At 36.5% G+C, this 21,253-nt stretch carries 15 protein-coding genes, 1 tRNA gene, 3 rRNA genes and 1 riboswitch; of the genes, 4 read left to right on the top strand and 15 right to left on the bottom strand.

Annotation, left to right across the window (positions count from 1 at the left end; translation table 11 throughout):
* The first annotated feature begins 18 nt into the window (after positions 1 to 18).
* A complete protein-coding gene (locus EKH84_RS03550; protein ID WP_127065169.1) occupies positions 19 to 879 on the top strand; it encodes a hypothetical protein in 861 nt (286 codons plus the stop codon).
* 317 nt (positions 880 to 1,196) lie between these two features.
* Here EKH84_RS03550 and EKH84_RS22905 read toward each other — a convergent pair whose 3' ends face one another.
* The 9 genes from EKH84_RS22905 to recQ all read right to left on the bottom strand — a co-directional run bounded on the left by EKH84_RS22905 (position 1,197) and on the right by recQ (position 11,811).
* Positions 1,197 to 1,463 carry a GNAT family N-acetyltransferase gene (locus tag EKH84_RS22905; protein WP_408610356.1) on the bottom strand — a complete coding sequence of 89 codons (267 nt, stop codon included), beginning with the start codon at positions 1,461 to 1,463 and terminating at the stop codon, positions 1,197 to 1,199.
* 337 nt (positions 1,464 to 1,800) lie between these two features.
* A 23S ribosomal RNA gene (locus tag EKH84_RS03540) occupies positions 1,801 to 4,703 on the bottom strand.
* Positions 4,704 to 4,967: 264 nt separating this feature from the next.
* Positions 4,968 to 5,041 (bottom strand) — tRNA-Ile (locus tag EKH84_RS03535).
* A 5-nt stretch (positions 5,042 to 5,046) separates the two neighbouring features.
* Positions 5,047 to 5,164, bottom strand: a 5S ribosomal RNA gene (gene rrf / locus EKH84_RS03530).
* 140 nt (positions 5,165 to 5,304) lie between these two features.
* Positions 5,305 to 6,830, bottom strand: a 16S ribosomal RNA gene (locus EKH84_RS03525).
* The 16S, 23S and 5S rRNA genes sit together here with 1 tRNA gene alongside, the layout of an rRNA operon.
* A 325-nt stretch (positions 6,831 to 7,155) precedes the next feature.
* Positions 7,156 to 7,425, bottom strand: coding sequence for a metal-sensing transcriptional repressor (locus EKH84_RS03520; RefSeq protein WP_013655161.1), 270 nt, complete (start codon positions 7,423 to 7,425; stop codon positions 7,156 to 7,158).
* Positions 7,426 to 7,721: 296 nt separating this feature from the next.
* Complete coding sequence (locus EKH84_RS03515) at positions 7,722 to 8,789, bottom strand: Rho termination factor N-terminal domain-containing protein (protein WP_190283474.1); 1,068 nt, start codon at positions 8,787 to 8,789, stop codon at positions 7,722 to 7,724.
* A 133-nt stretch (positions 8,790 to 8,922) separates the two neighbouring features.
* Positions 8,923 to 9,168 carry a hypothetical protein gene (locus tag EKH84_RS03510; protein WP_013655159.1) on the bottom strand — a complete coding sequence of 82 codons (246 nt, stop codon included), beginning with the start codon at positions 9,166 to 9,168 and terminating at the stop codon, positions 8,923 to 8,925.
* Between the two features lie 441 nt (positions 9,169 to 9,609).
* Positions 9,610 to 11,811, bottom strand: a complete 2,202-nt coding sequence (gene recQ, locus EKH84_RS03505) for a DNA helicase RecQ (protein WP_127065167.1) — start codon at positions 11,809 to 11,811, stop codon at positions 9,610 to 9,612.
* A 495-nt stretch (positions 11,812 to 12,306) separates the two neighbouring features.
* Positions 12,307 to 12,406: riboswitch (SAM riboswitch) on the top strand.
* An 80-nt stretch (positions 12,407 to 12,486) separates the two neighbouring features.
* Between recQ and EKH84_RS03500 the strand changes: the two genes are divergently transcribed.
* The 3 genes from EKH84_RS03500 (at position 12,487) to EKH84_RS03490 (ending at position 15,727) form a co-directional block, all read left to right on the top strand.
* Positions 12,487 to 13,047, top strand: coding sequence for an ECF-type riboflavin transporter substrate-binding protein (locus EKH84_RS03500; RefSeq protein WP_127065166.1), 561 nt, complete (start codon positions 12,487 to 12,489; stop codon positions 13,045 to 13,047).
* Between the two features lie 146 nt (positions 13,048 to 13,193).
* The gene (locus tag EKH84_RS03495; protein WP_127065165.1) at positions 13,194 to 14,909 is read left to right on the top strand and encodes an ABC transporter ATP-binding protein; all 1,716 of its coding nucleotides are present in this window, start codon (positions 13,194 to 13,196) and stop codon (positions 14,907 to 14,909) included.
* On the top strand, positions 14,897 to 15,727 hold the full coding sequence (locus EKH84_RS03490) for an energy-coupling factor transporter transmembrane component T family protein (RefSeq protein WP_127065164.1): 831 nt from the start codon (positions 14,897 to 14,899) through the stop codon (positions 15,725 to 15,727). The genes EKH84_RS03495 and EKH84_RS03490 overlap by 13 nt, the downstream gene beginning before the upstream one ends.
* Positions 15,728 to 16,104: 377 nt before the next feature.
* Here EKH84_RS03490 and EKH84_RS03485 read toward each other — a convergent pair whose 3' ends face one another.
* The 6 genes from EKH84_RS03485 to EKH84_RS03470 form a co-directional block, all read right to left on the bottom strand.
* Positions 16,105 to 17,463 carry a radical SAM/SPASM domain-containing protein gene (locus EKH84_RS03485; protein ID WP_127065163.1) on the bottom strand — a complete coding sequence of 453 codons (1,359 nt, stop codon included), beginning with the start codon at positions 17,461 to 17,463 and terminating at the stop codon, positions 16,105 to 16,107.
* Positions 17,464 to 17,560: 97 nt separating this feature from the next.
* The gene (locus EKH84_RS21865) at positions 17,561 to 17,719 is read right to left on the bottom strand and encodes a hypothetical protein (RefSeq protein WP_013655153.1); all 159 of its coding nucleotides are present in this window, start codon (positions 17,717 to 17,719) and stop codon (positions 17,561 to 17,563) included.
* 52 nt (positions 17,720 to 17,771) lie between these two features.
* The gene (locus tag EKH84_RS03480; protein ID WP_127065162.1) at positions 17,772 to 17,954 is read right to left on the bottom strand and encodes a hypothetical protein; all 183 of its coding nucleotides are present in this window, start codon (positions 17,952 to 17,954) and stop codon (positions 17,772 to 17,774) included.
* A gap of 32 nt (positions 17,955 to 17,986) precedes the next feature.
* Positions 17,987 to 18,160 (bottom strand): hypothetical protein, encoded by a 174-nt coding sequence (locus EKH84_RS21860; protein WP_190283473.1) that lies wholly within the window; start codon positions 18,158 to 18,160, stop codon positions 17,987 to 17,989.
* A gap of 89 nt (positions 18,161 to 18,249) precedes the next feature.
* The gene (locus tag EKH84_RS03475; protein WP_127065161.1) at positions 18,250 to 19,770 is read right to left on the bottom strand and encodes a radical SAM/SPASM domain-containing protein; all 1,521 of its coding nucleotides are present in this window, start codon (positions 19,768 to 19,770) and stop codon (positions 18,250 to 18,252) included.
* Positions 19,771 to 19,847: 77 nt separating this feature from the next.
* Positions 19,848 to 21,221 (bottom strand): TraB/GumN family protein, encoded by a 1,374-nt coding sequence (locus tag EKH84_RS03470; protein ID WP_127065160.1) that lies wholly within the window; start codon positions 21,219 to 21,221, stop codon positions 19,848 to 19,850.
* Between the last annotated feature and the right edge of the window lie 32 nt (positions 21,222 to 21,253).

The raw sequence follows: 21,253 nt of genomic DNA, 5'->3' as shown, positions 1-21,253 counted from the left end.
TTAGGAGGGTCAAATAAAATGATATTTTCAAAACAAATTTTTACAAACTCAATTAAAAAGGTTAGTGCCACTACATTGGTAGGTGTATGTGCTTTATTCGGCACACAGATGCTCATTTCTACCGAGCTCAACGCTTCTACTATAGTCCCTACTTCTTACAACCTCTCAGAATTACACACTGCTATGAATAGGCAAATTCCAGATGGCTATATTAAGACAAACTACAAAGTGAACTTCATTGAAAAAAGTGAAAAAAGTGAAAAACCTAGTGCATCAGAATTATCTCTAGAGGATGCTACTGAAATTATGGCTCAAGAAATCTTTAGATTTTCTAAAGAAGACCTTTCAAATCAAACCCTTACTATGATTTATGATCCTGCAAGTACCATGCATACCTTTGAAAAAAATAAGGGTTATAAAGATTATGAGTTATTAGCCTCTTGGGATTGTAGCCTAAAACTTTCGACTTATATCATAAATGTTTCTATAGATAGTAGCACTGGTGAATTACTTACCATAGGTATGCACTATCTATCTAAATCAAATGTGCCTTACTATGAAGACGAAGAATTTATGAGTAATGACATAGACCCAGCAATAACAAAAGCCATGGATTCTGCTGACAAAAATTTCAAATCCAATAAAGCTCAAAATCTTGAAAAAGTCAAAAAACTTATTTTTCAAGCAGGCTATCTTTCTGATTCTATTAAGTCAATTGAATATACAGGTGTTTATTATGAGGGCAATAGCAATCTTGTGATTTACTCTTTTAAAATTACTACTACTTCTGATAAGCAGTATCACTTCGACCTTTATGAAGGCCTAACTAGATTCTCAAACATTGCTACCCCTGCACACTTAAAACAATATAATAGGTAAAAGCAAAGAAAGGCTGACAACCAATTAATCTATAAGATTAGTTAGTTGTCAGCCTCAATTGACTTTTTACTATTTTATTATCTCGCTATATACTTTTTACAAGTTCACTCAATTCGCTTAAAATTTCAGTTACATCCTTTACAATTCCATCAATTAATCCTTTCAACTTTGTCATATGCTCACCAGCTTTTGTGAATTCTTTATCTGCCTCAACAATCATTTCATTTTGTTTACTAATATCTTCTGTAGTTATATTCAGAATATTTATTGTATCTTCTGTTACTTGAGATAATTTTTTAATGATTTCATAAATCTAATTACTGCTTTTGGTTACTCAATAGTTTTTCGTATAATCTAATGACGTATGGGTTTTGCACGAAAGCATCTAGCCTTATTGACTCAATATCATTTTCTAATACTTGCTTCTCTATGTATTGACTTGTACGATTTCCGATTTTCTGATTTTGAAACTTAGAGCTTACACATAGCCTATGTATAATCCAATAACTTGCCTCTGGATATTCCCATGTACCATTGCTGTATTGTTTATCACACTCTCCGTTTAATACATAAGCTACTACGATCTCTCCTCTAGAGTCCGTTTGGCAAAGCCTTCCTATATAAAGTTCTTGTTTTTTATATCCTCTTTTAAAATTTCTTTATTGGAATAGCGTTCATCCCACTGCAGAATATTGTATCTGTTGATTTCTTCAATATCTTCAATGCTAATCTAGACCAAAACCTTATGCCTACTATTAATCTGAGAATAATGCTATTACATATAACTAAGCCACTTAAAGTCATAAAAATTTAACTATTTCTCATAAGTACAAACAGGTATAAAGCAAAAAAACACCCTCTCGGGTGCTCTCTTCTCATACTTTCAAAAACAAATACTACAACTATTCAACCTTTATTATCTAGGTCAAACCCTCGAACCGTTAGTATTGGTCACCTCAATGTATTACTACACTTACAGCTCCAACCTATCTACCTCATAGTCTCTAAGGGGTCTTACTCCTTTCGGATGGGAAATCTTATCTTGTGGTCTGCTTCACGCTTAGATGCCTTCAGCGTTTATCAGATCCAGACTTGGCTACTCTGCTATGCCTTTGGTAAGACAACAGATGCACCAGTGGTCCGTCCATCCCGGTCCTCTCGTACTAAGGACAGCTCCACTCAAATTTCCTGCGCCCACGACGGATAGGGACCGAACTGTCTCACGACGTTCTGAACCCAGCTCGCGTACCGCTTTAATGGGCGAACAGCCCAACCCTTGGAACCTGCTTCAGCTCCAGGATGCGATGAGCCGACATCGAGGTGCCAAACCTCCCCGTCGATGTGAACTCTTGGGGGAGATAAGCCTGTTATCCCCGGGGTAGCTTTTATCCGTTGAGCGATGGCAATCCCACTTTCATACCACCGGATCACTAAGTCCTACTTTCGTACCTGCTCCACCCGTCGGTGTCGCAGTCAAGCAACCTTATGCCTTTGCACTCTTCGAATGGTTTCCGACCATTCTGAGGTTACCTTTGAGCGCCTCCGTTACTCTTTAGGAGGCGACCGCCCCAGTCAAACTGTCCACCTGACATTGTCCCAGACCCGGGTAACGGGCCATGGTTAGAAGTTAAGTATTACAAGAGAGGTATCCCACCGGCGACTCCACCTAGACTGGCGTCCAGATTTCTCAGTCTCCCTCCTATCCTGTACATGTAATACCCAACCTCAGTATCAAGCTACAGTAAAGCTCCACGGGGTCTTTCCGTCCTGTCGCGGGTAACCAGCATCTTCACTGGTACTACAATTTCACCGGGTGCGCTGTCGAGACAGTGCCCAAATCATTACGCCTTTCGTGCGGGTCAGAACTTACCTGACAAGGAATTTCGCTACCTTAGGACCGTTATAGTTACGGCCGCCGTTTACTGGGGCTTAAGTTCAAAGCTTCGTCCTTAGACTAACCTCTCCCCTTAACCTTCCAGCACCGGGCAGGCGTCAGCCCTTATACATCACCTTTCGGTTTAGCAAAGACCTGTGTTTTTGTTAAACAGTTGCTTGGGCCTATTCTCTGCGGCCTACCTAAGTAGGCACCCCTTCTCCCTAAGTTACGGGGTCATTTTGCCGAGTTCCTTAACAACGCTTCTCCCGTCGGCCTTAGGATTCTCTCCTCATCCACCTGTGTCGGTTTACGGTACGGGTACCTATCACGCAATAGCAGCTTTTCTCGGCAGTGTGGATTCAGCAACTTCTCTACTTTTATTTCGATCCCCATCACACTTCATCCTCGCCTAACGGATTTGCCTGTTAGGTGCGACTTTGTGCTTGGCCCAGGATACCATTCCTGGGTTTGCTTATCCTCCTGCGTCCCTGCAGTTCTGATAATAGGTAGTACTGGAATATGAACCAGTTGTCCATCGACTACGACTTTCGTCCTCGCCTTAGGTCCCGACTTACCCAGAGCAGATCAGCTTTACTCTGGAAACCTTGGATATTCGGCCTACAAGATTCTCACTTGTATCTCGCTACTCATTCCGGCATTCTCACTTGTAATTACTCCACAGCTCCTTACGGTACTGCTTCTGCGTCGTTACAACGCTCCTCTACCAATCCACTATTGTGAATTCCATAGCTTCGGTGGTGTGTTTTAGCCCCGGACATTTTCGGCGCAAGATCTCTCGACTAGTGAGCTATTACGCACTCTTTGAATGAGTGGCTGCTTCTAAGCCAACATCCTAGTTGTCTTCGAAATCTCACATCCTTTTCCACTTAACACACACTTGGGGACCTTAGCTGATGGTCTGGACTGTTTTCCTTTTGACCACGTGTCTTATCACTCGTAGTCTGACTGCTGATGGTATCTTGATGGCATTCTTAGTTTGATATGCTTCGGTAAGCTTGTGGGCCCCCTAGGCAATTCAGTGCTTTACCTCCATTAGACTCCTATCAACGCTAGCCCTAAAGCTATTTCGAGGAGAACCAGCTATCTCCGGGTTCGATTGGAATTTCTCCGCTACCCACACGTCATCTCCACCTTTTTCAACAGATGTGAGTTCGGACCTCCATTACCTTTTACGGTAACTTCATCCTGCACATGGGTAGGTCACCCGGTTTCGGGTCTACTAACAATGACTATTTTGGCGCCCTATTCAGACTTGGTTTCCCTTCGGCTTCGTACCTCCTGGTACTTAACCTTGCCACAGCTAGTAACTCGCCGGACCGTTCTACAAAAAGTACGCGGTTGCGCATCATATGGCGCTTCCACTGCTTGTAAACATAGAGTTTCAGGTTCTCTTTCACTCCCCTCCCGGGGTTCTTTTCACCTTTCCTTCACAGTACTATGCGCTATCGGTCACCGAGGAGTATTTAGGCTTGGGGGGTGGTCCCCCCGGCTTCCCACAAGGTTTCTCGTGTCTCGTGGTACTCTGGATACTGCTAGGCTTCACTTGGATTTCGCTTACGGGATTATCACCCTCTTTGATGAGACTTTCCAGACTCTTCAGCTATCCGCATTCTTGCCATGACGCAGTCCTCAACCCCAGATTACAAGTAATCTGGTTTGGCCTGTTTCCCTTTCGCTCGCCGCTACTTAGGAAATCGATGTTTCTTTCTCCTCCTGAAGGTACTTAGATGTTTCAGTTCCCTTCGTTCCCTTCCTATAGTTATGGATTGGCTATAGGATGACAGAGGTTTGCTCTGCCAGGTTTCCCCATTCGGATATCTACGGATCAAGGTTTATTTGCAACTCCCCGTAGCTTTTCGCAGCTTATCACGTCCTTCATCGGCTCTCGGTGCCAAGGCATCCACTCTACGCTCTTAGTAGCTTGACCTATAATGATTAACTTTCGTTAATCGGTCGTTTGTGCCTTGTTAATCAACTTTCGTTGAATACAAAGAATATTTATTATCGGTTAAATTGTAGATTTTACACCCTGACAAACATCTTGCATTATACAATGCGTGTACATTTATCGTTAGGCGCAAGTTATATTACTATAACTTACAAATCTATAATTGTTGTAGTATTTGTTTTTCAAAGTACGATTAAGGATTTAGTTAATTTCCTTTTACTTATAGTACACTAGGTGCACTAGTAGGCCCGAGTGGACTCGAACCACCGACCTCACGCTTATCAGGCGTGCGCTCTAACCACCTGAGCTACGAGCCTATAAAATGTGGCAACCACTTACTCTCCCAGTCAGTCTCCCGACAAGTACCATCAGCCGCTTAGATCTTAACCTACGTGTTCGGAATGGAAACGGGTGTTTCCCCTAAGCGCATCATCACCACAAATGAGTGAAATATTCAATTCCGTAGTATTTTATATGCTAACACTTCGACTCCGCTTCATCTCAGTGAAAGTTGATTCACTACGTTCATAAACTTTCAAAACAAAACAGTAACTACTAAACCAGCGATTTCTATCCTTAGAAAGGAGGTGATCCAGCCGCACCTTCCGATACGGCTACCTTGTTACGACTTCACCCCAGTTATTGGTTTTGCCTTAGACGGCTCCCTCCCCGAAGGGTTGGGTCACCGGCGTTGGGCCCCCCCAACTCCCATGGTGTGACGGGCGGTGTGTACAAGACCCGGGAACGTATTCACCGCGACATTCTGATTCGCGATTACTAGCGATTCCAACTTCATGTAGTCGAGTTGCAGACTACAATCCGAACTGGGACTGCTTTTTTGAGGTTTGCTGACTCTCGCGAGATCGCTTCCCTTTGTAGCAGCCATTGTAGCACGTGTGTAGCCCTAAACATAAGGGGCATGATGATTTGACGTCATCCCCACCTTCCTCCAAGTTATCCCTGGCAGTCTCTCTAGAGTGCCCAACTTAATGCTGGCTACTAAAGATAGGGGTTGCGCTCGTTGCGGGACTTAACCCAACATCTCACGACACGAGCTGACGACAACCATGCACCACCTGTCACCAATGTCCTAGCAAGCTAGGAAAGAAGGCATTACCCTTCGGTCATCGGGATGTCAAGTTTAGGTAAGGTTCTTCGCGTTGCTTCGAATTAAACCACATGCTCCACCGCTTGTGCGGGTCCCCGTCAATTCCTTTGAGTTTCAATCTTGCGATCGTACTTCCCAGGTGGAATGCTTAATGTGTTAACTTCGGCACCGAGACCCGTAAGCCCCGACACCTAGCATTCATCGTTTACAGCGTGGACTACCAGGGTATCTAATCCTGTTTGCTCCCCACGCTTTCGTGCCTCAGCGTCAGTTATGGTCCAGAAAGCCGCCTTCGCTACTGGTGTTCCTCCGAATCTCTACGCATTTCACCGCTACACTCGGAATTCCACTTTCCTCTCCCACACTCTAGTTCATCAGTTTCAGAAGCAGCTTAGAGGTTGAGCCCCTAAATTTCACTTCTGACTTAACAAACCGCCTACGCACCCTTTACACCCAGTAAATCCGGATAACGCTCGCTCCCTACGTATTACCGCGGCTGCTGGCACGTAGTTAGCCGGAGCTTCTTAGTCAGGTACCGTCATTTTTTCTTCCCTGCTGATAGAAGTTTACAATCCGAAGACCTTCCTCCTTCACGCGGCGTCGCTGCATCAGGCTTGCGCCCATTGTGCAATATTCCCCACTGCTGCCTCCCGTAGGAGTTTGGGCCGTGTCTCAGTCCCAATGTGGCCGTTCACCCTCTCAGGCCGGCTATGGATCGTCGCCTTGGTGGGCTGTTATCTCACCAACTAGCTAATCCAACGCGGGTCCATCCTATGCCGATAAAATCTTTACTATAACAATCATGCGATTATCCATAGTTTATGCGGTATTAGCGTTCGTTTCCAAACGTTATCCCCCTGCATAGGGCAGGTTACCCACGCGTTACTCACCCGTCCGCCACTAAGTTCTAGGAGCAAGCTCCTATCACTTCGTTCGACTTGCATGTGTTAAGCACGCCGCCAGCGTTCATCCTGAGCCAGGATCAAACTCTCATAAAAAAGTTTGTCCGTGTAGTATCTCTACTACTGACTATTTTACTTAGTACAAGTTGTACTGATTCTCATCTCTTATTAGAGACGTAATGAATCGACTGGTTTATAGTTACTATTTTGTTTTCAAAGTTCATTCTTATCAAGGCTTACTGCCTTTTCTTGTCTACTGCTATTCGCCGCTGACTCGTATAATATTACAACATCTTTCTACAGACGTCAACACCTTTTTTAACTTTTTTTAGTTAAACACAGTTTTTTAAAGTTGTTCACATACCATCCACAACTTATCAACTAATTTATACACACTTATGCCTAAAATATAGTTTTTCACCTATTTACTCATGAGTTTTTCTATTATAGTAATAATCTCATTAATCTTTTCATCTGCATTTTCTTCATTATGGCATGCATCTTTTACACAATGGGATAAATGTTGCTCTAATATTAATAGATTGGCTCGTTTTAACAATGATTGTGCTGCTAGTATTTGATTGGATATATCCATACAATATCTCTCATCTTCTATCATTCTTATAATTCCTTCTATTTGACCCTTTGCTGTTTTTAAAGACTGTAATGCCTTTTTCTTTTCTGAATTCATTCTTACATCCCTCTTCTCTTAGAATTCTGTTTCATATGATATGCCCTGCTTCCTATATTGTCAACTGTTTATATCACCTATTGTACACCTATTTATTATCTTCATATTAACCCTGGATAAGTTAGGATATCTCTAAAAAAGTTTGAAAGCATTCCTCTCCTTAATATACGACCAACAAATCGATTATCTTCTATTCAGTCCATATCAATCAATAAACTGTGTTTTCTAATTAACTACTTCTTATATAAAATATGCAGATTATATATCTAGTTTATAATCTGCACATTTTATACCTATTATTTATTAGAACAACACTTCTTATACTTCTTCCCACTCCCACATGGACATGGTGCATTTCTTCCAATATCAATAACTTTGATTTTTTGCCCTGTCTTTTCATCAAATACATGAGGACTTAATTCTTGAGTCGTAAATCCTTTATTAATCCACTTTCTCGTTCCATTTACAACTGTTGTAATGTGTTTAACAATTTCATTGATTTCTGCTAAATTCTTAAACTCTACTCCTAGATTAGCAAGTTCTTCAAGGATAATTTCCATCGTCTGTCCACTACGATCACAATCAACCCTAGCAATCATTGTGACTGCTATGATTGCTTCTTCTATTAGAGTTTCTTCTATTATATAGGTCTTTTTCAGATAGGCTTTTAGCTTTTCTATAGGAATACTTGGCTCATAGTACCTTTCATCATACATCTTGTCTAATAATTCTTGAGAAGGTATATAGTATTCTTTATCTATAGTAGCCTCTATAAAATCTTTAAAATTAGTTTTGTCTAATGCATAAATTGTTTCCTCGACAATATAATCTTCTATGACTTTGCATTGACATACTAGTCGCATATCCTTCTTTACAAACTGTGCTAGTTCTAGCTCATTAATTACTTGTGCGTGGTTTCTATTATAAAGTTCTACAGCCCAATTTAATTTAACAACGCCATATAAGTTTAGTATGCTTATAATATGTCTTCTCATAGCGCTATTTAGTTTTATTTCTTCCATAATAGGAACCATATCTATCTTTTTATAAGCATCTTTAACTAAATCTGCTACTATTAACTGGCGCTTTTTATCAACCTCTATAAGTTGTACCAACTCTAATTCCATCAAGTTGTAATAGCATTCTAATTCATCTTCATTATCTATTACCTTATTTTCATTAAAAAGTGCTTCGAAATTTTTAATATCTATTTCATCTAACATAGGTAGAATCTCTGGCATCTTTTGAGGAATTGCTTCAAGTAAAGCTTCTATTAATTCCGCTTTTTTTAATTTGTATGCTCCTTTGATTCCATATAATTTAGCTATTTGTTCTAGCTCCTTTTTTCCATATGATAATTCCATTACTATCTCCTCTTTAAATCCTACAATTTCACAAAGTATTTTCATTCTAACATATTATATCTCTATAATCAAAAATCCCTTATAGGATGTTTTTGGAATCTCATCTTATAAGGGACTTTATTAAGTTCACAAATTATTCGCATGCATTACTAATAATATAGTTTACATCAACCACTCTATTGTTAGAACCATTGAGCTCTGCTATGACAGCATCAAATATAAAATCTATAACTTTCTTTGTATCACAGGCATAGAGCATAACATTCTCCCCTGTTACAGTTTCTAATACCAGGCTATAAATTATTATATCTGCACGATGTGTGAATTCTATATATAATTTACATCCTTCATAAAGCACTCTTTCTTTTAAAATTAGCATTGTATCTCCCCCTCATCTTACGTTTAATATAGTTCTATGGTATCACATTTTTTAAGTTATACATATCCTATTCTTTATATTAAACTTACTTTTTTTAATCTTAAATCCTACTATGAATTAATCAATTTGTCATTGGAAACTTAATACTCATACATCTGCTAAGAGAATAGAAATAGAACGTTTATACTTCTCTCTTTTTACACTTACAATAGTATATAATTTTCAGATATACATTGTTTTTCCACAGATTTATGTTAAACAAACGCCACTTATCCACTAGTTATCCACATTTCCTCTTTGTTATGCACAATTGTATACAATCGCATTCTTAAAGTCTTTCTTTAATATAAAGTGGTTCTTTAACCATTTAAAGTATTACTTTTATTAGTTTAATATCTAACTTAAATAACTTTAGTATCAATCAAAGCATCATGTTGATAGCTATGATTTGCCATACTTTATAAGTGCAAACTTAATAGCAGTATACGTAACTTCTTCAGGTAACATTTCTTTAATCGGTTTAAGCAGGGTAGCACCACACTCTTCAATAGCTTCTATAATTTGTTCCTCATATTCTGATGGTATAAACTGTGTAAAATCTATCGGCAATCCTTCTTGGACACATTTTATAAGATGATTTTCCACTGTCATCTGAGTAAGATTTCTTTCATCAGCTATTTCATGAATTCCCTTTCCCTGCATATAAAGCTCATAGGTTAATTTATGACTATCTCTAGGTGATGATTTCTTTGGTATGGTATTTCCATCTAAAGTAGCTTCTCCCTCCAGATTAGATAGTGGTTCGGAATGTTTCTTACTTAATGAAGCTAACGCTTTACTAATATCTATATTATTCTCATCTACATAAGTTTTAATAATGGCTATAAAGTCTTGGCCATATTTGTTTAACTTATGTTCTCCTACTCCTGATACTTGAAGAAGTGCTTCATCTGTTGTAGGATATCTACTGCTCATTTCCTTTAAAGTGGTGTCTGGAAATACCATAAACGGCTGAATATGCTGTTTATGAGCAATATCATATCGTACACTTCTAAGTTTCTCAAATAAAACTAGGTCTACCTTTGCATCTAATCCAGATCTACTTCTTACTGGTGTTGTTTCTTTGACTAAAATACGCTTAATGGTGACTGGCTTTTTTCCCTTTAATACTTCATAACTCGCTTCTGTAAGCTGGATAATAGGATATTGGGTGCCTACTAATTGTAAATAGCCCTCTGCTACTAAAAATGAGATTAATTCTTTAATTGTATCTTTTGGATAGTCCTTCATTACTCCATAAGTAGTAAGTTCATTAAATTTGAAGCTTTTGATTTTTTGAGTATTTGATCCCTTCAGTACATCTGCTACCTGAGTACTACCAAAACGTTCTTTCATTCGTTTAACGCAACTCAGGATTTTTTGTGCTTCTACTGTGATGTCCGATTCTTCCGTATCATTATTACAGCTACCACAATGATGACAATCTTCTTCTAGGGTTTGCTGACCAAAATAATTTAAAATATAGTTTCTAAGGCAACTTTCAGTATTACAGTAATCAACCATGCTATTTAACTTGTCATATTCTATTTGTCTGCCCAATCCATTAGCATTTTCAATTAAATAACGATTAGTCATAATATCTTGTGTACCAAAAAGTAAAATACACTGTGCTTCTTCTCCATCACGACCCGCACGACCTGCTTCTTGATAATAGCCTTCCATATTCTTAGGCATATTATAATGTAATACGAATCTTACATTGGGTTTATCTATCCCCATTCCGAAGGCATTAGTCGCAATCATCACTGATACTCTATCATATAAAAAGTCATCTTGATTGCTACTTCGCTCAGCTTCACTTAAACCCGCATGATATTTTGTACATGGTAAACCTAACCTAAGTAGTCTTTCATAGAGATCATCTACACCTTTTCTGGTTGCACAGTAAATCACACCACTTTCACCAACATGTTCTCTTAGATACATTTCAGTTTCGTGAAGTTTATTTTCTGGCTTTCTTACTTCAAAATAAAGGTTAGGTCTATCAAAACTACTGGTTAACTCAAATGGTTTATTGAGTTCTAAAAGCTTAATAATATCTTCTTTGACGAGGGGCGTCGCTGTTGCTGTAAAAGCGGCTACAATCGGTCTCTTAGGAAGAGCGTAAAGTATTTGACTAACTCTTCTATAACTAGGTCTGAAGTCATGTCCCCACTGACTCACACAATGGGCTTCATCCACTGCAACCATAGAAACAGGAACCTCCCTTATTAAATCCATAAAACTCTCAGTCTCTAGACGTTCTGGTGCTACATATAAAAGCTTGTATGCTCCCATTCTAGCATTGGCTCTAATTTCTCTAAATTCTTTTGTACTTAGAGTAGAATTAATAAGCTCTGCTTCAATGCCGTACTCTTTAAGTGTATCTACTTGATCTTTCATCAAAGAAATAAGAGGAGAAATAACAATAGTCACTCCATCCAATAAAAGTGCTGGTACTTGATAGCATATGGATTTCCCCCCACCAGTTGGCATAATCCCTAATGCATCTTTGCCTGATAAGATAGCCTGAATCAATTCTTCTTGCCCAGGTCTAAAGGCATCATAACCATAATATTTCTTTAGTATATTTAATGGATTCATTTTACTTTCTCCTTCTTTTCTCTATTTATTGTTTCGAAATACTCTACTCTCACCCATTCTTAACAGTATAATCCACGTCTCTGAATGTGCCATAATCTTAAATATAGCCTTGTTCTCTATTTATCCATTATAACCATAATGACGCACCACTTAAACATATAAACTTTTTCCCTCTATTTTATATTGTCCTATTCATTATTTACTAGCACCGGTGAATTGTACGGCCCTCCTAGATTAAATAAAACACTCATTTGACTACTTTATAAATTTTATTATAACGGTCACTTCTATTTTTAATCATTAAAATTCGCTGTATTGCTTGCTTCACAATTTATTTTATTACTTATTTTCACTATATAATAATTCAAAAATATTTTTCACTTAGAATTCTTGATGATTATTTTAAAGCTATTTCTATTTCTTTACTTTAATTCCATAATAATTCAATTGACACTAATCACTTTACATAATATTATATTTACATATGAATATACTTGCTTATCACGAGTGGCGGAGGGACTGGCCCTATGAAGCCCGGCAACCTGTATAATATCAAGGTGCCAAATCCAACAGTAAACAAACTGGAAGATGAGTATAGACCGGTCAAAGCCTGAGTTTATACTCAGGCTTTTTTGCGTTTAAAGGAAATCATCTATTTTAAAAACAGGAGACACAATGAAAAATAACAAAACACTTTCTATACGTACAATTGTAGCCATAGGAATTGGATCAGCAGTCTTTTTAATCTTAGGACGTTTTGCTTCTATTCCTACGGGGATTCCCAATACAGAAATTCAAACAGCTTATGCTTTTTTAGCATTAATGGCTGTGCTTTATGGCCCTCTAGCTGGTGCCTCTATCGGATTCATCGGACATACATTAAAGGATATTACAGCTTATGGGTCACCATGGTTTAGCTGGATTATTGCTTCAGCCGTAGTTGGACTCATTATTGGTTTTTCAGTTAAAGCCTTAAAACTTCAAGATGGCTATTTTGGTAAAAAACAACTCATCCTCTTTAATTTATTCCAAGTTATAGCAAATGGAATGGCTTGGGGGATTGTTGCTCCTACTTTAGATATACTCATTTATGCAGAACCAAGTAATAAGGTTTATATTCAAGGAGCAGTATCTGGAATCTCTAATATTATAACTATCGGCGTATTAGGTTCTATTTTATTAGCTTCTTATGCTAAAACTAGAATCCAAACCGGAAGTTTAAAACTTGAAGACTAATATAACTTGCGTTCTAAATGTCTATTACAACTTCAAAGCTGTTTACATTTAGAGCTCATTATCCAGAGGCTACAGTTTATAATATTGTATCTTGAAGATGATTAAATATTATGAGCGATAGTCAATAGATACAGAAAGGAACAACTATGAAAAAACCTGTTATTGAATTTAATAACTTTAGCTTTCAATATAGAGTACAATATGAACCTACTTTAAAAAACATTAACTTAACTATTTATGAAGGTGAAAAGGTACTCATCTTAGGTCCTTCTGGTTCAGGAAAAAGTACCTTAGGTGCTACTTTAAATGGCCTTATTCCTTTTAGAACAGAAGGTACATCAACTGGTAGTTTAAAAATCAATGGTAAAGAAACTGCCAATCTTAGCCTATTTGAACTTTCTCAAATGGTGGGGACGGTTCTTCAAGATCCTGATAGTCAGTTTATTGGACTTACTGTAGGCGAGGATATGGCCTTTAGCCTAGAAAATAAATGTATCGCACAAAATGAGCTGAAGACAAAAGTAAGTGAAGTAGCTTCTATTGTAGAGGTAGATGATTTTCTAAATGTGGCACCTCACTCTTTATCTGGCGGGCAAAAACAACGTGTTACTTTAGGCGGTACCCTTGTAAGTGATGCCGATATCTTGCTTTTTGATGAACCTTTAGCTAGCCTCGATCCAGCTACTGGTGAAAAGGCTATTGACCTAATTCATCAAGTACATGAGCAGACTGGTAAGACTATTATTATCATCGAACATCGTTTAGAAGATGTTTTACATCGACCTATAGACCGTATCATCGTTATGAACCAAGGTCATATTCTATTAGATACAACCCCAAATCGATTATTTAAAGAAGATACCCTTAAACAAAATGGTATTCGTGAACCACTCTATATTACAGCACTTAAGTATGCGGGATGTGATCTTAAAGCTTTTGATAAAGTTGAACCTTTAGATCAAATTAATCTTAAAGGATGTAAAGAAAAACTTGAAGCTTTTATGAATAATACATTAGAAATTAAAGACAAAGTTAATGATGATGTGCTACTTGAATTTGAAGAAGTTAACTTTAGCTATGATAGAAGTAAAGCTTTACTTAAGGATATTAACTTAAAACTTTATAAGGGTGAGATGCTAAGTATCGTAGGCAAAAATGGCGCTGGTAAGTCTACACTTTCAAAACTGATTTGTGGTTTTTATAAACCTACTAAAGGTAGACTACTCCTTAAAGGACAGGATATGAAACACTTAACCATTAAAGAACGCTGCGAATCTATCGGTGTTGTACTTCAAAATCCAAATCAAATGATTTCTAAACCAATGCTTTATGATGAAGTTGCACTTGCACTTCGTAATCAAGGTTTACCTGAAGCCGAAGTAAAAGCACGAGTTTATGAAACACTTAAAGTATGCGACCTCTATCAAATGCGTAACTGGCCTATTTCAGCACTGAGCTTTGGTCAAAAGAAACGTGTAACGATTGCTTCTATTTTAGTAAGTAAACCCGAAATTCTTATTTTAGATGAACCAACTGCCGGACAAGACTTTAAGCATTATACAGAGATGATGGAATTCTTGAAGTCACTTAATGATGAAGGCATTACAATCATCATGATTACTCATGATATGCATTTAATGTTAGAGTATACAGATCGTGCTATTGTTTTAGCCGATGGTGAAATTTTAGCTGATAATACTGTGACTCATGTGCTTACAACTTCAAACATCATTACACCAGCTCATCTTAAAGAGACTTCTTTATATTCACTTGCAGTTAAAGTAAAACTTGAAGACCCTAAAGCTTTTGTTCAAAGCTTTATTAAAGAAGATAGAAGGAGAAGAAATCTATGCCAAATGTAACGCTCGGATATCTTGAGGCAGATTCCCCTATTCACCGTTTAACTGGAGCTACTAAACTAATCTGTTTAATTTTTTGCTCCTTAACTGCTATGCTTACTTATGATACAAGAGTATTAGCTATGTTACTTATATTGAGCTTAATTTGCTTTAAAGTATCTCAGATTAAGTTTAAGGATGTGGCTTTTGTAGTTTACTTTATATTAGCCTTCCTTTTAATTAATAATATTGCTATTTTTATTTTTTCCCCTATGGAAGGTTGTAAGATTTATGGTAGTACTACAGTATTATTTAAAATAGTAGGGCCCTATACCGTAACTGTAGAGCAATTATTCTATCAGCTCAATGTAACACTTAAGTATTTTGCAGTTATTCCAATTGCTTTATTATTCATTGTAGCTACTCACCCAAGTGAATTTGCTGCTTCTTTAAATCGTATTGGAGTAAGCTATAAACTTTCTTATGCAGTAGCTATTGCCTTAAGATATATTCCAGATGTCCAAAGAGATTATAGAGAAATTGCTTTTGCAGCGCAAGCAAGAGGAATTGATCTATCTAGTAAAGAAAAACTAACAAAACGTATTAAAAATATGAGCACCATTTTGATTCCACTAATTTTTAGCAGCTTAGAACGTATTGAAACCATTAGTTGTGCTATGGAACTTCGTTCTTTTGGAACTCATAAGAAACGTACTTGGTATAGCAGTAGGCCTTTTGCTAAAAGAGATTATATTGCTATTGTAGGAGTCGTTCTACTATTTTTAGCTTCTTTATGGATTACTATGAAAAATGGTAGCCGCTTCTATAATCCTTTTGTATAAAATCATTAAAAGAATTTATTCAGAGGCATAATAGCTTCTCACTGACTATATAAATACAGGTTGCCTCAAGATTTTGAGGCAACCTGTATTGTGTTTTCTTTTATATTATCCACAATTTGTTTTGTTTTAATAAGTACTTATCCCCTTTTTCTTTAGTTTTCCACTGAATAACTTGCACTCACTGCTCCGCTTACAAAAACTATTATATATATCTTTTTGTAAGGTAAATTATAGAACAGCATTTTTTCTAACCTATTAAGTCCAATATATCCATTACAAAATGAATACAAAAGAAATGATACACCTTACTCCTCTAACTTTATATATCCTGTAAAGGTATTAATATTAAATAACCTTACTAGATATTTTCAAACTTGCTAAGCTAGGAGGTCATTTCTCCTTGCCTCTCTTTGTAGATCATTAAGCTTTATTATTATCTTCTCTAGCATTTGCCTATTTAACTCACATAAGCTTTCATCTAGTTCAAACGGGCTTCCATTAGTAATAGCATTCATACCTAAGCATGCAAAACATGCTGTATGTGCAAAGCACTTACTGCACTTCTCATTTTCTATTTTATTAAACTTTAAATATCTACTTATCATATATTCAAATTGTTGCTCATCTAATACATTCTCGTTATAAATAGATCCTCCCCACTCATCTTTCATATCTGTTAATACAGAACAGGGGTAAATATCACCATTGGTACTAACAGATAATGCATTAATTGCTGCATCACAAATATACTTAGATGGTGTCTTTTTAGTGAGTGACTCCAAAATACAATCTAAAAAAGTATACGATAGCCCCTCTCCTTTTTCCGAAAGCGCCTCATCAATAGCATCTAAAAATTCATCTAGATTATCTAACATTAACTCCTTAATAGGTTCCTTTTGATTACATCCCATGGGGACAATATGAATATCTACATCCCCAATCTGTTGCTTAATACTTCTTACAATATCCATAACCTTCATTTGATTTTCCTGATGATACTTATGATAGGTTACCTCTATACTTGCTGGCTGTGAAGTGTATTGTTGAAGCTTTCTAATATTGTCCATAACAACTTGAGCCGTACCTTCTCCATTAGCAAATACTCTTGCCACATCTTGTGCTTCTTTGGTGCCATCAAAACTAATAGTTACTTGGATATCATACTTGTTAATGAGTTCAATCAATTCATCTGTTACTTGTGTACCATTAGTAACCATTCCTAAATATGTTTTTTGCCCTGTCTTTTCATTTTTTTCATATACATACTCACATACATACCTGATAACTTCCATATTTTGAGTAGGTTCCCCTCCAAAAAGAGCCACTTTTTCAATGGTATCAAAATGATTAAAAAATATCTCTAATGCGCGATGTGCCGTCTCTTGCGTCATTATTTGTCTAGATGAATGGTATTTACCTCCATTTGCATAACAATATTTACATCTTAAATTACAATCGTTACTTATATTTAATGATAATTTTTCGAGGAATAGTTTTTTAGTACTATATTCATCAACTAAATAATCATTATCTCCCAAACACACTCGTATCTTTTCATTAAATGCATCATACTGGTCCCCACTTATCTCTAATCTAGAAATAATACTTTCCCTGCTCACCCCTTCTTCTACTGCATTAATAAAATCTTTCATGGTTCCATTCACAACAAAATACCTTAATGTTCTTGGAAAATATGCTATTGTGCATGAGTCTTCTTCTATATAATGGACCCTCATAAGCTACATCCTTTCTTTAAACCATAAATTAATAGGCAGTTTAGTTAAAGTATTTTTACTAAACTGCCTTACCATTAACCTCTATAGATTGTCTTTTTTAAATTCTTTTAATAGTTGGTGAAACTGCATAAAGTGCCATGATGGGTGGTCTTTTACTTATTACTTCTTTGATTACGTCAATAATAAAGAAACCTCCATCTAACTGCATTAACTCTTCATCTGTTAATGATTTAAGTACTTTTTCATCTTCTTTCATTTTATTTCCCTCCTTATATGTTTAAAAAAATTATTAACTGCTTTACTACTTATTATACCCTCTTAACAATGCCACTAAGCGGTGGAAATGTTATTATAGGTGGCTTTGTTGGAATTTTAGAAATTCCTCCAAGTCGAGGTGGTACTATAGTTAAGATATTTCCTCCGGAGATTTCTTGTAATTCTTTAATTACAATTTCATCCATAATTAATTCTTTTTTCTGCTTATTTTCCATTTTAAACTCCCCTTTATCAACTCGATTTAGTATTACTTTTTAAGAACCTTAAATATAAAATCAATAATAGGTTTGGGATTCGGTCTAATAGCATATAATAATGTTACCATTGCACCTTTTGCTACAGCTGATTCTATAAAGCCCCCAGTTAACTCCATAAGTTCTTCATCTGTTAAAGCCATTATAAGTTTTTCATTCTGGTTCATATTTTCTCCTCCTCTCTCTAATGCTTATTTTTAACTTTCCAATATTTCATATTGATTAATATTGAAAATTAAAAATTCATAAGTCATTCTTAAGATACACCTAATTTTTCATTAAACATTTGTTGATAAATACTAAACTCTTCATATTTTAGTGTAGTTTCTTTAATAAGTGCTTTAGCTTCCTCTTCATAATTATTCTCAACTAAAATAACTGCCAAATCATAATAGGGATCCAAGAATCTATGATCTGTGTACTCAATAGCCTTTTTTAAATGCTCTATTCCTGTTTCTACTTGTCCCATCTTAGCTAATGCTAAGCCTAAGCCTTTCAGAGCATATACATCCTTTGGATTCGCCTTCAAAATAATCTCATTGCATCTTTTAGATTCCTCGTAATTCTCCAACATAAACTGAATATATCCGTAATTTTTTCGTGCCTCTATATCATTAGGTTCATATTCTAGATACAAACTTAATGCAGTTTCTGCTAATTGATGCTTTTCATTCTGTAAGAATTTCATTGCTTTTCCCAGAAGTTCCAATGGATTCTCTACATTTCTTAATACAGCTTCTGCTTGATCCATGACCATACCATATGAACAATATTGATTCTCTTCATAAATACTGCCCTTATGAACTAATCTAGAATTAGTACATCCACCTTTACAGATTGCCCCATATCTACATTTTTTGCAGTGACCTTTCAGCTTGTCCTTCGTTAATTGACGATTCCAACTAAAGGCATCTTCCCTTTCCCAAATAGATCTTAATGACTCATTTCTTATATTGCCTTCTATTAATTCTTTATCTCTAATAGACACACATCCTATAATATCTCCATTATGTAGAATGCCTAGATTATATCTTCCAGCTCCACATCCATCCCAACCATATCCTAAACTTCCTGAGTTTTTCTCCCTAACTATCAGTTCCTTAGCGTTGAAATAACCTATGCAATCAGCTAAATCAATGATGATACCACCTTTTTGGGTCTCTTCATAGGCAAAATCAATAATTTCATTGATTATTTGAGGAGGCGTCACTAACTCTTTATGATGAGCCATATTTCCCATTGGTAATCCAATTTGAAGTTGCCATCTTTCAACGCCCTTATCTATTAGAATTTCTTTCATCTGATGTAATTCCTGTATATTTTTATTATGAATTGTAGTAATGGCTGCTGTATGTACAGAAGTATGTTTTAAATGTTCGAACGCTTTCATAGAACGTTCAAAAGAACCTTGTTTTCTAATATAATCATGACTTTGTTGAAGGCCATCTATACTAATTGCTATGGTGTTAATGCCTGCTTCTTCTGCCTTACGAGCGTCTTCTTCTGAAAATGTCCAACCATTGGTTATCATATTGGGCACAACACCATTCTCATTTAATGCTTTTGCAATTTTATACCAGTCGTTTCTACTAGTAGGTTCTCCTCCTGATAATGTAATCCATTCTAAACCCAATTCCCCTATTTCGGTACATAATGCTATGGCTTCTTCTGTACTTAATTCCCCTTGTAATGCTGATGTGCAGCTAGATCCACAATGCTTACATTGCATATTACACCCCATGGTAATTTCCCACACTGCTGTGATTGGTTTTTCCATTGTTTTCCCCCATATCTTATATATAAAAAATAAATCAGTAAATCATCCAACCCTGCTTATCTTTAGTTATTACCCATCTACTTATAAAGTGGTTTAATATCATAGCCTTTTTCTTTCAGTTGATCTAACACTGTTCCCTCTACTGTAAAGTGTCCTGCTCCCACAACTACAAAATATGTATTTTCTCCTTCTTGTTCTAACATCTTTGCTATTTTTTCTGCCATATCTTTATCTCTGACACCAAATAACATTTCTGATAGTTCATCACTATCCCCTTCCATCAGTTTTGCATAACTAGCCTTAAATCCTTCAATATCTCCTGCAATCCAATCTTGTTGCCACTCAGCTATTAACTCTACTTCGCTTATTTCTTCCTCAGTTGCTGGATTTAAAATACTATCAAGTACTGCATTTAAATAATCCTCTTGATATTCGTCTGATAAATTATCAAAAAGCTTTCCTTGGTAAATAAGTCCTTCTAATTCCACAGTCCTTTTTTCTTCACCCATACCCCTTAGTAAAAAGTACATATCTACGCCTTGTGTTGCAGCTTCTTGTGCACCTTCTATGGTTCCAGTTTGGCTCGTACTGATTACATTTAAATCATTCGCAATGCTCCATGGTTTAAATTGCTGCATTTGATCTATAGGGAGTTTAAACGTAGTGAGTACTTTTACTAGCTTATCATAAGTTTCTTTTGAAACATGATCTTTAATAGTTGTTCCATCAGCATACATTGCCATCTGTATAAATTGGTTCATTTGCTCATTTTGAGTAAGTATATTAGCTTCCACCACAAGAGTATCCGCCTTACTAAATGCTTCCTTTAAAGTATTGCTCAGTGGATACATTTCTGATGTACCTACATGAATAGAGCCTAATAGATAAACAGTATTACCGCCCTTTTTTGCTTGCCAAGCAAAACCTTTTGCCCCAGCATCTAATCCTTTGTAAGTATGTTCAACAAATCTTATCGCTAATACCACCGCTTGCTGGGTTGTACATACACTATCTAGTTCTAATCCTTGTTTGGTTCCTGACAAAAGTCCTTGTTGCTTAAAGTAATCCACACCACTACTATCCTCTATACCCTCATACTTTGCTAAAGTAGCAAAAAGTGCTTCTATTACACCTCTTCTTGTTAGAGGATTATCAATTGGTTCTTCTATATAATCTTTTTTTACTTTTAATTCTAAAGATGCAAACTTATGATCAACCCCTTGTAAAAGGATTTGTAGCTTCTCTGTTGTAATTTGTCCTTGAAAGTTGTCATAGTACCACTCCATAGGAAAAATCCCATAATTTTCTCCCTCATTAAGTGTCCATAGGGCCCATTTACTGATTTGTGGTGTTTGTGGATCATTGGCATAAGTAGGTACAATAGTTGTTATGATTATGCATAAACATAGTAGCCATATATTTATTTTTTTCTTTAATTGTAAAGTTTTCATTTTCTTCCCCTTTTCTATTTACTCATTTTTAG

The organism is Cellulosilyticum sp. WCF-2, from assembly GCF_003990395.1.
Taxonomy (GTDB): domain Bacteria; phylum Bacillota; class Clostridia; order Lachnospirales; family Cellulosilyticaceae; genus Cellulosilyticum; species Cellulosilyticum lentocellum.
The sequence above is the reverse complement of the archived record's forward strand: the minus strand, read 5'-3'. Positions and strand labels throughout refer to the sequence as shown.